This window comes from Luteibaculum oceani (assembly GCF_007995015.1).
GTDB classification, from domain to species: Bacteria; Bacteroidota; Bacteroidia; order Flavobacteriales_D; family Luteibaculaceae; genus Luteibaculum; species Luteibaculum oceani.
Genome location: NZ_VORB01000007.1, coordinates 103,455 through 115,942, shown reverse-complemented (window position 1 = coordinate 115,942; position 12,488 = coordinate 103,455). Strand labels below are relative to the sequence as shown.

17 protein-coding genes are annotated in these 12,488 nt (G+C 40.4%); 3 read left to right on the top strand and 14 right to left on the bottom strand.

Features of this window, described 5'->3' with window-relative positions; translation table 11 throughout:
- Position 1: 1 nt before the first annotated feature.
- Genes rpsQ through rpsL form a run of 14 tightly spaced genes read right to left on the bottom strand, consistent with a single transcriptional unit; the run spans position 2 to position 8,048 of the window.
- On the bottom strand, positions 2–256 hold the full coding sequence (rpsQ, locus tag FRX97_RS08810) for a 30S ribosomal protein S17 (RefSeq protein ID WP_147014842.1): 255 nt from the start codon (positions 254–256) through the stop codon (positions 2–4).
- A gap of 8 nt (positions 257–264) precedes the next feature.
- Positions 265–462: a 50S ribosomal protein L29 gene (rpmC, locus tag FRX97_RS08805; RefSeq protein WP_147014841.1), complete on the bottom strand. Its 198-nt coding sequence runs from the start codon at positions 460–462 to the stop codon at positions 265–267.
- Positions 463–464: 2 nt separating this feature from the next.
- Positions 465–884 carry a 50S ribosomal protein L16 gene (rplP, locus tag FRX97_RS08800; protein ID WP_147014840.1) on the bottom strand — a complete coding sequence of 140 codons (420 nt, stop codon included), beginning with the start codon at positions 882–884 and terminating at the stop codon, positions 465–467.
- 20 nt (positions 885–904) lie between these two features.
- Positions 905–1,606, bottom strand: a complete 702-nt coding sequence (gene rpsC, locus FRX97_RS08795) for a 30S ribosomal protein S3 (protein ID WP_147014839.1) — start codon at positions 1,604–1,606, stop codon at positions 905–907.
- Positions 1,607–1,610: 4 nt separating this feature from the next.
- Positions 1,611–2,009 carry a 50S ribosomal protein L22 gene (gene rplV / locus FRX97_RS08790; protein WP_147014838.1) on the bottom strand — a complete coding sequence of 133 codons (399 nt, stop codon included), beginning with the start codon at positions 2,007–2,009 and terminating at the stop codon, positions 1,611–1,613.
- Between the two features lie 12 nt (positions 2,010–2,021).
- Complete coding sequence (gene rpsS, locus FRX97_RS08785) at positions 2,022–2,303, bottom strand: 30S ribosomal protein S19 (protein ID WP_147014837.1); 282 nt, start codon at positions 2,301–2,303, stop codon at positions 2,022–2,024.
- A 9-nt stretch (positions 2,304–2,312) separates the two neighbouring features.
- Positions 2,313–3,137, bottom strand: a complete 825-nt coding sequence (rplB, locus tag FRX97_RS08780; protein ID WP_147014836.1) for a 50S ribosomal protein L2 — start codon at positions 3,135–3,137, stop codon at positions 2,313–2,315.
- Positions 3,138–3,162: 25 nt separating this feature from the next.
- The gene (gene rplW / locus FRX97_RS08775) at positions 3,163–3,456 is read right to left on the bottom strand and encodes a 50S ribosomal protein L23 (RefSeq protein WP_147014835.1); all 294 of its coding nucleotides are present in this window, start codon (positions 3,454–3,456) and stop codon (positions 3,163–3,165) included.
- A gap of 6 nt (positions 3,457–3,462) precedes the next feature.
- Positions 3,463–4,092, bottom strand: a complete 630-nt coding sequence (rplD, locus tag FRX97_RS08770) for a 50S ribosomal protein L4 (protein ID WP_147014834.1) — start codon at positions 4,090–4,092, stop codon at positions 3,463–3,465.
- A 1-nt stretch (position 4,093) separates the two neighbouring features.
- On the bottom strand, positions 4,094–4,714 hold the full coding sequence (rplC, locus tag FRX97_RS08765) for a 50S ribosomal protein L3 (RefSeq protein WP_147014833.1): 621 nt from the start codon (positions 4,712–4,714) through the stop codon (positions 4,094–4,096).
- 20 nt (positions 4,715–4,734) lie between these two features.
- Entirely contained in the window at positions 4,735–5,040 is a 306-nt protein-coding gene (gene rpsJ, locus FRX97_RS08760) for a 30S ribosomal protein S10 (RefSeq protein WP_147014832.1), read from the bottom strand.
- 15 nt (positions 5,041–5,055) lie between these two features.
- Positions 5,056–7,161 (bottom strand): elongation factor G, encoded by a 2,106-nt coding sequence (gene fusA, locus FRX97_RS08755; RefSeq protein WP_147014831.1) that lies wholly within the window; start codon positions 7,159–7,161, stop codon positions 5,056–5,058.
- A 22-nt stretch (positions 7,162–7,183) separates the two neighbouring features.
- The gene (gene rpsG, locus FRX97_RS08750) at positions 7,184–7,651 is read right to left on the bottom strand and encodes a 30S ribosomal protein S7 (RefSeq protein WP_147014830.1); all 468 of its coding nucleotides are present in this window, start codon (positions 7,649–7,651) and stop codon (positions 7,184–7,186) included.
- Between the two features lie 16 nt (positions 7,652–7,667).
- Entirely contained in the window at positions 7,668–8,048 is a 381-nt protein-coding gene (gene rpsL, locus FRX97_RS08745) for a 30S ribosomal protein S12 (RefSeq protein ID WP_147014829.1), read from the bottom strand.
- A 201-nt stretch (positions 8,049–8,249) separates the two neighbouring features.
- Here rpsL and FRX97_RS08740 point away from each other — a divergent pair, with 201 nt between their 5' ends.
- Genes FRX97_RS08740 through murA form a run of 3 tightly spaced genes read left to right on the top strand, consistent with a single transcriptional unit; the run spans position 8,250 to position 12,488 of the window.
- Complete coding sequence (locus tag FRX97_RS08740; protein ID WP_147014828.1) at positions 8,250–10,526, top strand: ATP-dependent helicase; 2,277 nt, start codon at positions 8,250–8,252, stop codon at positions 10,524–10,526.
- Positions 10,527–10,553: 27 nt separating this feature from the next.
- Positions 10,554–11,183 (top strand): DUF4290 domain-containing protein, encoded by a 630-nt coding sequence (locus FRX97_RS08735; RefSeq protein WP_147014827.1) that lies wholly within the window; start codon positions 10,554–10,556, stop codon positions 11,181–11,183.
- Positions 11,184–12,488, top strand: coding sequence for a UDP-N-acetylglucosamine 1-carboxyvinyltransferase (gene murA, locus FRX97_RS08730; RefSeq protein WP_147014826.1), 1,305 nt, complete (start codon positions 11,184–11,186; stop codon positions 12,486–12,488). It begins immediately after the preceding gene.

Sequence of the window (12,488 nt, the reverse complement as noted above, 5' to 3'; positions counted from 1 at the left end):
ATTATTTAGCTCTTTCAAGAATTTCTACCACTCTCCAGCACTTATTTTTACTAAGTGGTCTGGTCTCCATTATTCTTACAGTATCCCCTGGATGAGAATCCTGCTTTTCATCGTGAGCAAAAAATTTGGAAGTTTTCTTTACGAACTTTCCATATTTTGGGTGCTTTACTTTACGTTCTACAGCAACAACAATGGTTTTATCCATTTTATCACTTACAACAACACCGATTCGCTCTTTTCTTAAGTTTCTTTCCATTGCGTAAACTATTGAGCTGCTAATTCTCTTCTTCTTAAATCCGTCTTAAGCCTAGCGATATCTCTACGCTTTGCTCTAAGTTGTATAGGGTTTTCAAGTTCAGCTACCGCATGGGTTAACTCTAACTTGTTTAACTCCTCTTGAGCTACGGAAATTTTATCCTTCAACTCATCTAACGACAACTCTCTTATCTCTGCAGCTTTCATATTTATTCAGAATAATCGTTTCTAATTACCATTTTACATTTCACCGGTAACTTCTGTGCTGCAAGACGCATTGCCTCTGTAGCAATTGCCAAAGGCACACCGTCTGCTTCGAACATAATTCTACCAGCTTTTACTACGGCTACCCAATGGCTAGGAGCACCCTTACCTTTACCCATCCTTACCTCTAGAGGCTTAGCAGTAACAGGTTTATCGGGAAATATTCTAATCCAAACTTTTCCTTCACGTTTCATGTAACGAGTAACCGCAATACGCGCTGCCTCTATCTGACGTGAAGTAATCCATCCACTCTCTAAAGCTTTCAAGCCAAAAGATCCGAAGGCAATTTGGGTTCCTCTCCCAGCATTACCTTTCATTCTTCCCTTAAACTGCTTTCTAAACTTTGTTCTTTTTGGCTGTAACATCTTAAATCAGTTTGCTGATTTTACTTCTTTTTCTTACGTCCACCGAATCTTCCTGATTTCTGCTGCTTTTGAGCTGGAAGTGGAGACAAATCTCTTTTACCGTATACTTCACCTTTACAGATCCATACTTTAATACCAATTCTACCGTAAGTAGTATGTGCTTCTGCTAAAGCATAATCGATATCAGCACGGAAAGTATGCAATGGAATACGACCGTCTTTAAAGTGCTCTGTACGAGCCATTTCAGCACCATTTAAACGTCCTGAAATAGTAACTTTAATTCCTTCTGCACCCATTCTCATGGTTGAAGCCACAGACATTTTGATAGCTCTTCTGAAAGAAATTCTTCCTTCGATCTGACGAGCAATTCCAGCTGCAACAAGACTTGCATCAAGTTCTGGACGCTTTATCTCAAAGATGTTAATTTGAACTTCTTTACCAGTAAGTTTCTTTAACTCTTCTTTTAGTTTCTCAACCTCAGTACCACCTTTACCGATGATAATTCCAGGTCTTGAAGACTGAATAGTTACAGTTACTAGCTTAAGTGTACGCTCGATAATTATACGGGCGATACCTGCCTTTGAAAGACGCGCGTTAAGATATCTTCTGATCTTATCGTCTTCTACGATTTTCTCCCCGTAGTTCTTCCCTCCAAACCAGTTAGAGTCCCATCCTTTGATGAAACCTAATCTATTTCCAATCGGGTTAGTCTTCTGTCCCATAATCTTATTTTGCTGCGCTGTCTATAACTAAGGTTACGTGATTCGAACGTTTGCGAATTCTGTGTGCTCTTCCTTGAGGAGCAGGCTGAATACGCTTTAAAATTCTAGCACTATCCACAGAAACTTCTTTTACATATAGAGCAGCCTCTTCAGGACGCTGACCAGAGTTTTTACTCTCCCAGTTCGCCATTGCTGAACGAAGCAATTTCTCCATATTCTTGGCTGCAGATTGAGAACTATTCTCTAATACAGCCATAGCTTTAAATACTTCAAGTCCGCGGATATTGTCTGCTACCAACCTCATTTTACGAGGTGAAGTAGGACAATTATTAAGTTTCGCAAAGGATACTGCCTTCTTCTCCTCTTTTATCTTTTCCGCACGTAATTTCTTTCTAGATCCCATGATAGAGCTTTATTAGCGCTTTCCTTTATCCTTTTTATTTCCTCCGTGACCTCTATAAGTTCTCGTTGGAGAGAATTCTCCTAACTTATGGCCAACCATGTTCTCGGTTACATAAACTGGAATGAATTTATTCCCGTTGTGTACCGCGAAGGTGAATCCAACAAAATCCGGGGTAATTGTAGTAGCTCTAGACCATGTTTTGATAACGCTTTTGTTACCTGACTCTAATGCCTTGTCTACTTTCTGTGCCAATTTGTAATGGACAAATGGTGGCTTTTTTAACGATCTACTCATTCCTCCCTACTATTTTTTTCTACCTTCAATAATGTACTTAGAACTCTTATTCTTCGGCTTTCTAGTTTTGTAACCTTTAGCCGGAAGACCTTTTCTTGATCTTGGGTGACCTCCAGACGAGCGTCCTTCACCACCACCCATTGGGTGATCAACTGGGTTCATAACAACACCACGTACACGTGGTCTTCTACCCAACCATCTGCTTCTACCAGCTTTACCGCTACGGATAAGCATGTAATCTGGGTTGGATACTGAACCTATGGTAGCCATACAAGTAACTAGTATCATTCTAGTTTCACCTGATGGCATTTTGATAATTGCATATTTCCCGTCTCTTGCGTTAAGCTGAGCGTAAGATCCAGCACTACGCGCAATAGATCCACCTTTACCAGGATGCAATTCAATATTGTGAATAATTGTACCTAATGGAATATCAGATAGGTACATAGTGTTTCCGATTTCAGGAGTAGCTTCTTTACCACTAATGATTGTTTGCCCAACCTCTAAACCTTGAGGAGCAACAATATATCTCTTCTCACCATCAGCATAAACTACTAATGCGATACGAGCTGTACGATTTGGATCGTACTCAATGGTCTTAACGGTAGCTGGTATTCCCTGCTTATCGCGTTTGAAATCAATAATTCTGTAGCGCTGCTTGTGCCCACCACCTAGGTAACGCATAGTCATGCGCCCCTGGTTATTTCTACCTCCAGATTTTTTAATCGGAGCTAAAAGCGACTTTTCTGGCTTGTCCGTAGTTACGGTCTCAAATCCAGAAACCAAGCGGTGACGCTGTCCAGGAGTTATTGGTTTTAATTTTCTAACTGCCATAACAATTCTCTCTCTTTACCTTTAATTAAATATTGGCATATAGATCTATCGTATCCCCTGCAGCAACATAAACAACCGCTTTCTTGAAGTGGTTAGTACGTCCAACTGAGTAAGAGCTGCGAGTCATACGAACTTTTCTTTTCCCCATCACATTTACAGTGTTAACCTTATTAACAGTTACACCGTAAGTCTTCTCTACAGCCTTTTTAACCTCAATTTTATTCGCCTTACGATCTACTAGAAAAACAAACGCGTTGTTATTTTCTGCCTGATCAGACGTTTTTTCGGTTAAAAGTGGCTTTATTAATATCTGGCCCATCAGTTCTTACTTTTTACCCAATTCGTTAATTTGAGAAACTGAACTCTCTACAAAAACGATATTATTGAAATTCAAAATATCGTAAGTGTTTAATTCTGAGATAGTTACAACCTTAGCTCCCTTCAAATTTCGGGACGACAAATATAGTGCTTTATTGTAATCTACTAAAACAAAAAGCGTTTTTTTGTCGCTAAGGTTAAGCTTACCAAGGATTTCGTTAAAGCTTTTGGTTTTAGGTGCCTCAAAATTAAAGTCTTCAACTACAGTAATTGCTTGGTCTTTCGCCTTGTATGAAAGGGCAGAAATCTTAGCTAATTTCTTAGTCTTTTTGTTAACCTTAATTCCGTAATCTCTAGGAGTTGGACCAAATACACGACCACCACCAACAAATAATGGAGATCTCATTGATCCGGCACGAGCTCCACCCGTTCCTTTTTGTCTCTTTAATTTTTTGGTTGTACGGCTAATTTCGGCTCTTTGTTTAGCCTTAGCTGTACCTTGACGACCATTAGCAAGGATACCCTTAACATCTAGGTAAATTGCATGATCATTTGGCTCTATTCCGAATACGCTTTCAGAAAGATCAACTTTCTTACCAGTATCCTCGCCCTTTATATTTAATACAGAAATATCCATCCTACTTGTAGATTTTAACTATCGCCCCCTTAGGTCCAGGGATTGAACCTTTTATCACCAACAAATTTCTGTCTTCAATTACTTTAAGTACCTGAAGGTTCTCTATAGTAACTTGAGAGTTACCAGTTTGTCCCGCCATACGGGTACCTTTGAATACTCTTGAAGGAGTAGCACAAGCACCAATAGCACCGGGTGCTCTTAGTCTATTGTGCTGACCATGGGTTTGTCCACCAACCCCGGCAAAACCGTGGCGTTTTACAACCCCCTGAAATCCTTTTCCTTTAGAGATCGAAGTTACATCTACGAAATCTCCTTCTTCAAAAAGATCAACAACACTGATAGTCTCACCTTCGTTCTTTTCAAGAGAAAAATCTCTGAACTCTGCTAACTTAGCTTTTGGTGTAACTCCCGTTTTCTTGAAGTGACCATTAAGTGCTGCTGGTGTGTGCTTCTCTTTTTTCTCTCCGAAGCCCAACTGTAGCGCAGAATAGCCATCTCTCTCAACGGTTTTAACTTGTGTAACTACACAAGGACCAGCTTCTACAAGCGTGCATGGAAGGTTTTTACCATCGGCACTATATAGGCTAGTCATACCTATCTTCTTACCTATTAACCCTGACATTGTTTTCTTTTTTGGGTGTATTAAACTTTAATCTCTACCTCTACTCCAGAAGGAAGCTCTAATCTCATTAGAGCATCAACTGTTTTAGATGATGAAGAATATATATCTAACAATCTTTTGTGTGCATTTAGCTCGAATTGCTCACGAGACTTTTTGTTTACGTGAGGTGAACGAAGCACAGTGTAGATGTTTTTGTGAGTTGGTAACGGAATCGGCCCACTCACCACAGCTCCGGTAGTTTTTACCGTTTTTACGATTTTCTCAGCAGACTTATCTACCAAGTTGTGATCGTAACTTTTAAGCTTAATTCTAATCTTCTGACTCATATCCTAATCGCCTGATTACGCGTTAACTTTTCCTTTTGACTTTGCGATTACTTCCTCAGCAATGTTACCTGGAGCTTCCTCGAAGTGAGAGAATTCCATTGTTGATGTAGCTCTACCCGAAGAAATGGTTCTCAACGCTGTTACATAACCGAACATTTCTGATAACGGAACTTTAGCCTTGATTACTTTAGATCCAGAACGGTCTCCCATTCCTTCCATTACACCTCTTCTTCTGTTAAGGTCACCAACGATATCACCCATATTCTCTTCTGGAGTTAGCACCTCTAATTTCATAATAGGCTCTAGAAGTACTGGGTTAGCCTTTGGAAGGGCCGCACGGTATGCCATTTTAGCAGCAACCTCGAAAGATAATTGGTCAGAATCCACAGGGTGGAAAGAACCGTCCTTCAACGTTACCTTTAATGAATCAACTGGGTATCCAGCTAAAACACCGTTTTTCATAGCTTCCTTAAATCCTTTCTCAATAGAAGGAACAAATTCTTTAGGTACGTTACCACCCTTAATTAGGTTGATAAACTCTAAACCTGGTTTCTCTGCATCTGCTGGCTCAATAGTAACTGCGATATCTGCGAACTTACCACGACCACCAGTTTGCTTTTTGTATACCTCTCTATGATCAACCGACCCTTTAATTGTTTCCTTGTAAGAAACCTGTGGAGCACCTTGGTTAACCTCAACCTTAAACTCACGCTTAAGACGGTCACAAATAATATCCAGGTGAAGCTCTCCCATTCCACTGATTACAGTTTGACCTGTTTCTTCGTCAGTATGAACTTGGAAAGTTGGATCCTCCTCTGCTAATTTACCTAGAGCAATTCCAAGCTTATCTACGTCTGCTTGTGCCTTAGGCTCAATGGCTAATCCAATTACTGGATCTGGGAAGTCCATAGACTCAAGAACAATAGGGTGCTTTTCAGCACATAAAGTATCTCCAGTCTTAATATCTTTAAATCCAACTAATGCACCAATATCTCCTGCTTGAAGCGCGTCGATTTGGTTTTGCTTGTTAGCATGCATTTGGAAGATTCTAGAAATACGCTCTTTCTTACCTGTTCTAGTATTAAGAACATAAGAACCAGAGTCTAGCTTACCACTATAAGCTCTGGTGAAACAAAGACGACCTACGAATGGGTCAGTAGCGATTTTAAATGCAAGAGCAGCAAAAGGCTCATCAACATCTGGTCTACGCTTTTCTTCTGCGTCTGTATCGGGGTTAGTTCCGGTAATAGCTTCAACATCTAGTGGAGATGGAAGGATTTCCATTACCATATCAAGCATTGCCTGAACACCCTTGTTCTTAAATGCAGAACCACACATCATTGGAACAACTTTTCCTCCGATAGTAGCTTCTCTTAAAGCATCAAGAATTTCTCTTTCAGTAAGAGATTCTGGATCTTCGAAGTATTTCTCCATCAAGGTATCGTTAAATTCAGCAACAGCCTCAAGAAGTTGCTCACGATACATTGTAGCTTCGTCAATAATATCTGCTGGGATTTCGATTTCCTCGAAAGTCATTCCCATATCTTCCTCGTTCCAGGTGATTCCACGGAAGTTGATTAGATCAACAACTCCTCTAAAATCAGCTTCAGACCCAATAGGAATTTGAAGTGGAAGCGCGTGGCTACCTAACATCTCCTTAACTTGCTTACACACATTAAGGAAATCTGCTCCTTGACGGTCCATTTTGTTAACGAAACCAATTCTAGGAACATTATAGTTATTTGCAAGTCTCCAGTTAGTTTCAGACTGAGGCTCAACACCATCAACCGCACTAAATAAGAAAACTAACCCATCAAGAACACGTAATGAACGGTTTACCTCCACGGTAAAATCCACGTGACCTGGGGTGTCAATAATGTTAATGTGATAATTCTGATCGCGGTATTTCCAGTTCAGAGTAGTAGCTGCAGAGGTAATGGTAATACCACGCTCTTGCTCCTGCTCCATCCAGTCCATAGTAGCGGCACCATCGTGAACTTCACCGATCTTGTGACTCACACCACCATAATAAAGAATACGCTCGGTAGTTGTTGTTTTACCCGCATCAATATGCGCTGCAATACCGATGTTTCTTGTAAATTTTAAATCTCTTTTTGCCATGACAATTATCCGGATATCCTAATTAGAATCTAAAGTGAGAGAATGCTCTGTTAGCCTCAGCCATACGGTGAGTTTCTTCTTTCTTCTTAAATGCTGCACCTTCCCCTTTAGAACCGGCAATGATCTCAGCAGCTAACTTAGAACTCATAGCTTTTTCGTTACGCTTTCTAGCGTAGCTAATAAGCCATTTCATTCCCATAGATATTTTTCTATCCTCGCGAATAGGCTGTGGTATCTGAAAGGTTGAACCACCAACACGTCTACTCTTTACTTCAACAGCTGGAGTTACATTTTCTAAGGCTTTTTTCCACACCTCTAAACCATCCTCATTCGTCTTCTCTGCAACTATATCAATTGCATCGTAAAAGATTTTAAAGGACACGCTCTTCTTACCGTCCAACATTAAGTTGTTTACAAACTTGGTAACCAGAACCTCGTTAAACTTAGGATCTGGAAGCGTTTCTACTCTTTTGGCCTTTTTCCTTCTCATTCTGACTCAGATAATATTATTTTTTGTCTTTTGGACGCTTAGCTCCATACTTAGATCTACGCTGAGTTCTTCCTTCTACACCGGCAGTGTCTAATGCACCACGTACGATGTGATATCTAACCCCAGGTAAGTCCTTTACCCTACCACCGCGCACCAATACAATTGAGTGCTCTTGCAGGTTATGTCCTTCACCTCCGATGTATGCGTTAACCTCTTTACCATTAGTTAACCTAACCCTTGCAACTTTACGCATTGCTGAGTTTGGTTTCTTTGGTGTTGTGGTATATACACGCGTACATACTCCTCTTCTCTGCGGACATGAATCTAGAGCAGCTGATTTGCTCATCTTAACTTTGTCCGTTCTACCTTTTCTTACTAACTGCTGAATAGTAGGCATATTATGCTTCTTTCGTGTCTAATTTCTTCTATTTCGCAAAAATAGGGGTGCAAATGTAGGGCTTTATTTTTACTAAACAACTAGAGAAAATATTTTTTTCATCAACTTTTCTTTTTTTCCACGTTCGCACTGTTAATTTCGTCTACTTGCCTCTAGTCCAATCCGTTATTAAAGCTGTATTTTTGCAGCAGAATAAGAAAAATGCAATCAGATATACTCACAGGGTTAAACCCCGCTCAACGTCAAGCAGTAGAACAAACCAACGGCGCTTTAATGGTAATTGCAGGTGCAGGATCGGGTAAAACCAGAGTGCTCACCTACCGTATCGCCTACCTTATCCAACAAGGAATTGACCCCTTTAATATCCTGGCTTTAACATTTACCAATAAAGCTGCAAAGGAAATGAAAGAAAGGATAGCACTTATCGTTGGTCAAGAAAATGCTCGAAACATATGGATGGGAACCTTCCACTCGGTTTTCGCGAAAATTCTCCGCTTTGAAGCCGAAAAGATAAATTACCCAAGCAACTTTACAATTTATGACAGTGCCGACTCTAAGAGTCTCCTCAATACTATCATAAAGGAACTTCAGCTAGACGACAAAGTATACAAGGTGAGTATAGTGCAGTCTAGAATAAGCGGGGCTAAAAACAACCTAATTTCACCAAAGCAATACTTAGAAAATGTAGATATACAAGCCGATGACAGAGCGGCGGGAAGACCAAAATTAGGCGCCATCTACCAAGAATACTGGCAACGTTGCTTTAAGGCTGGCGCCATGGACTTTGACGACCTCCTTTTCAAAACCAACATTCTCCTTCGTGATTTCCCCGAAACGCTATTAAAATACCAAGATCGGTTTAGATACATTTTAGTAGATGAGTACCAGGATACCAACCACGCTCAATACCTTATTGTAAAGAAATTAGCAGCCCGCTTTCAAAATCTATGTGTAGTTGGTGACGACGCTCAAAGTATTTACGCCTTTCGTGGTGCCAACATCCAAAATATATTAAACTTCCGAAAAGACTATCCCGATTATTCCCTTATAAAACTAGAGCAAAACTACCGCTCAACCCAAACGATAGTTAATGCGGCGAATAGTGTTATTTCCAATAACCGAGACCAGATAAAAAAGGAAGTTTGGACGGAAAACGACCAGGGAGATCGCATAAAAATATTTAAAGCGAATTCGGACAACGAAGAGGGTATGTTTGTTGCCCAAAGTATTTTCGAATTACAACACCAGCACCACTCCACTTTCAATGATTTTGCAATTCTATATAGAACTAACGCACAATCAAGAGCTTTGGAAGAGGCGCTTAGAAAAATTAATATACCGTATAAAATTTACGGTGGACTTTCCTTTTATCAACGAAAGGAAATAAAGGATCTACTTGCTTATTTCAGACTCACTTCTAATCCCAACGACGAAGAAGCCTTTAAGCGAATAATAAACTACCCGGCACGTGGTATAGGGAAAACCACAATGGATAAATTGACCCTTGCTGCCAACGAAAATGACACCAGTCTTTGGGAGGTTGCAAATTCTCCTGGGCAATACAACTGCAACATTAATGCAGGTACAAGGGCCAAAATAGAATCCTTTACCACCATGATAAAAAGTCTGCGCTCTGAACTCCATAAGGAGGACGCCTACTTAATGGCAGAAAAAATTGCTAAGTCATCAGGTTTATTAAAGGAATTGTACAACGACAAAACACCAGAGGGCGTTGCGCGCTACGAAAACGTACAAGAACTATTAAACGGAATAAAAGAGTTTGCCGAGACCCAAAAAGAGCAAGATGCCGAGGCCGCTCCTAAATTAGAAGACTTTTTACTAGATGTTGCCCTGTTAACCGACGCGGATCAAGATAACGAAGATGAGGAACGCGTATCTTTAATGACTATTCACGCCTCTAAAGGGTTGGAATTTCCTTATATTTTTATCGTGGGGATGGAGGAAAACCTATTTCCTTCGCAGATGTCTGTCAACTCTAGAAGCGATTTAGAAGAGGAACGTCGACTTTTCTATGTTGCCATAACCAGAGCAAAGCAAAAGGCAACACTATCTTACGCCACAAGCCGTTTTAGATGGGGTAATTTAATTTACTCCGAACCAAGTAGATTTTTGGATGAATTAGATGATAAATATGTGGATTGGCCAGTACAAATGCAGCGCACTCAGGTAACTGAAAAACGAACTGGCGGAGCAATTTTCACCAAAAAGATCAATCCGCCTAAACCCAAAAATTTAAAGAAAATACCTCGCCCCTCTGCAGGAAATCCCGATCAAAGAGATTACGCAAATGTGGAGGATATTAGAATAGGAATACAGGTAGAACACGGAACTTTTGGCAAGGGAAAGGTTGTTGCCATAGACGGAGTAGAACCCAATTTAAAAGCTACGGTTTACTTCCCTGCAGTTGGACAAAAACAACTCCTATTGCGCTTTGCTAAATTAAGAGTGATTGGATAACACATTATCCGTATTATTGAAACCAGAATGGAACACCAATTAGAATATAACAGTCAACGCAATTACCTTATCATACCCGAGTATGGAAGACACATCCAGAAAATGGTGAAGTATTGCAGTGAAATTGAAGATAGAGTTGAGCGAAACAAGGTAGCCTTTGCCATTGTGGATGTTATGGGGCAATTGTTCCCACATTTAAGAGATGTAGAAGACTACAAGCATAAATTATGGGACCACTTATATATTATGTCCAATTTCGAATTGGAAGTAGATGGCCCCTACCCTCCTCCAAGTGCAGAGCAATTTCAAGAAAAACCGAACAAGGTTAAGTATCCGAAAGGTGGTATTAAGTACGGACATTATGGTAAAATAGTACAAGACCTGATTAAAGCCGCCGGGGATATGGAGCCGGGAGAAGAGCGCCAAGCGCTAATTCTGGTAACCGTAAATTTAATGAAGCGCTGCTACCTAAATTGGAATAGGGATACCGTTGATGATGAAGTGATTCTTAAACATCTTGAAGAATTATCTGATGGGAAACTGCGTTTGAATGACCCCTCGCAAATTGCATCTGCATCCGACCTTAACAACCAAGGCAACAGAAAGCGTAAGAAAAATTTCACAAAAAGAACTAACTCCAAAAAAAGACATTCATAAATGGGTTCATTTGAAATCCGAGGTGGTAAAAAACTCAAAGGAGAAATAATTCCACAAGGTGCAAAGAATGAGGCACTGCAAATTCTCTGTGCCGTTCTTTTGACACCTGAAAAGGTTGTAATAAAAAACATCCCCGACATCCTTGATGTACAAAAACTAATATCCCTACTCGAAGATTTGGGAGTAGAGGTAGAGCGATTGGATAAATCTGAATACAGTTTTTGTGCAAAAAATGTAGATATAGAGTACTTAAACTCCGAAGCTTTCAAAAAGAAAGGTCGTAGTCTTAGAGGTTCTATCATGATAGTGGGACCACTGCTAGCTAGATTTGGTAAAGGCTACATTCCAAAGCCCGGTGGAGATAAAATTGGGAGAAGAAGACTGGACACCCACTTCGAAGGATTTAAAAAATTGGGAGCCCAATTTAACTACAATCCAACCGAGCATTTTTACATGGTGGAAGCTAGCAACCTAAATGGTTGTTACATGCACTTGGATGAAGCATCGGTAACCGGAACAGCCAACATACTTATGGCTGCTGTCATGGCAAAGGGAACTACCACCATATACAATGCGGCCTGCGAACCTTACCTTCAGCAACTTTGCAAAATGCTGGTAAGGATGGGAGCAAAAATTGATGGAATAGGAAGTAACCTCCTGCGCATTGAGGGAGTAGATTACCTCGGCGGCACGGAACACACTATGCTTCCAGACATGATTGAGATCGGCTCATTTATTGGACTTGCGGCTATGACGCAATCTGAGATCACCATAAAAAATGTGGCTTATGACGAGCTTGGTCTAATTCCCGAAATATTCAGAAGATTAGGAATAAAACTGGAGCGCAGAGGAGATGATATTTTTATACCCGAGCAGGAAAGTTACGAAGTAGACACTTTTATAGATGGTTCAATTTTAACCATATCCGACGCCCCATGGCCTGGGTTTACACCCGACCTTTTATCCATAATTTTGGTTGTTGCCACCCAGGCAAAAGGTTCGGTATTGGTTCATCAAAAAATGTTTGAAAGCCGACTTTTCTTTGTCGATAAACTCATTGACATGGGGGCACAAATAATTCTTTGCGACCCGCATAGAGCTACGGTTATTGGATTAAACAGATCACAAAACCTAAGAGGAATTGAAATGACTTCTCCCGACATTAGGGCTGGAGTTTCCTTATTGATTGCTGCCTTAAGCGCGGATGGCAAATCTACCATTCACAACATTGAGCAGATTGATAGAGGATATCAAGATATAGAAAACCGCCTGAGAAGACTTGGCGCAGATATTGTACGTAAATAG

Coding starts and splice junctions, on each gene's coding strand:
- rpsQ (WP_147014842.1), bottom strand. CDS start 256: ATGGAAAGAAACTTAAGAAAAGAGCGAATCGGTGTTGTTGTAAGTGAT.
- rpmC (WP_147014841.1), bottom strand. CDS start 462: ATGAAAGCTGCAGAGATAAGAGAGTTGTCGTTAGATGAGTTGAAGGAT.
- rplP (WP_147014840.1), bottom strand. CDS start 884: ATGTTACAGCCAAAAAGAACAAAGTTTAGAAAGCAGTTTAAGGGAAGA.
- rpsC (WP_147014839.1), bottom strand. CDS start 1,606: ATGGGACAGAAGACTAACCCGATTGGAAATAGATTAGGTTTCATCAAA.
- rplV (WP_147014838.1), bottom strand. CDS start 2,009: ATGGGATCTAGAAAGAAATTACGTGCGGAAAAGATAAAAGAGGAGAAG.
- rpsS (WP_147014837.1), bottom strand. CDS start 2,303: ATGAGTAGATCGTTAAAAAAGCCACCATTTGTCCATTACAAATTGGCA.
- rplB (WP_147014836.1), bottom strand. CDS start 3,137: ATGGCAGTTAGAAAATTAAAACCAATAACTCCTGGACAGCGTCACCGC.
- rplW (WP_147014835.1), bottom strand. CDS start 3,456: ATGGGCCAGATATTAATAAAGCCACTTTTAACCGAAAAAACGTCTGAT.
- rplD (WP_147014834.1), bottom strand. CDS start 4,092: ATGGATATTTCTGTATTAAATATAAAGGGCGAGGATACTGGTAAGAAA.
- rplC (WP_147014833.1), bottom strand. CDS start 4,714: ATGTCAGGGTTAATAGGTAAGAAGATAGGTATGACTAGCCTATATAGT.
- rpsJ (WP_147014832.1), bottom strand. CDS start 5,040: ATGAGTCAGAAGATTAGAATTAAGCTTAAAAGTTACGATCACAACTTG.
- fusA (WP_147014831.1), bottom strand. CDS start 7,161: ATGGCAAAAAGAGATTTAAAATTTACAAGAAACATCGGTATTGCAGCG.
- rpsG (WP_147014830.1), bottom strand. CDS start 7,651: ATGAGAAGGAAAAAGGCCAAAAGAGTAGAAACGCTTCCAGATCCTAAG.
- rpsL (WP_147014829.1), bottom strand. CDS start 8,048: ATGCCTACTATTCAGCAGTTAGTAAGAAAAGGTAGAACGGACAAAGTT.
- FRX97_RS08740 (WP_147014828.1), top strand. CDS start 8,250: ATGCAATCAGATATACTCACAGGGTTAAACCCCGCTCAACGTCAAGCA.
- FRX97_RS08735 (WP_147014827.1), top strand. CDS start 10,554: ATGGAACACCAATTAGAATATAACAGTCAACGCAATTACCTTATCATA.
- murA (WP_147014826.1), top strand. CDS start 11,184: ATGGGTTCATTTGAAATCCGAGGTGGTAAAAAACTCAAAGGAGAAATA.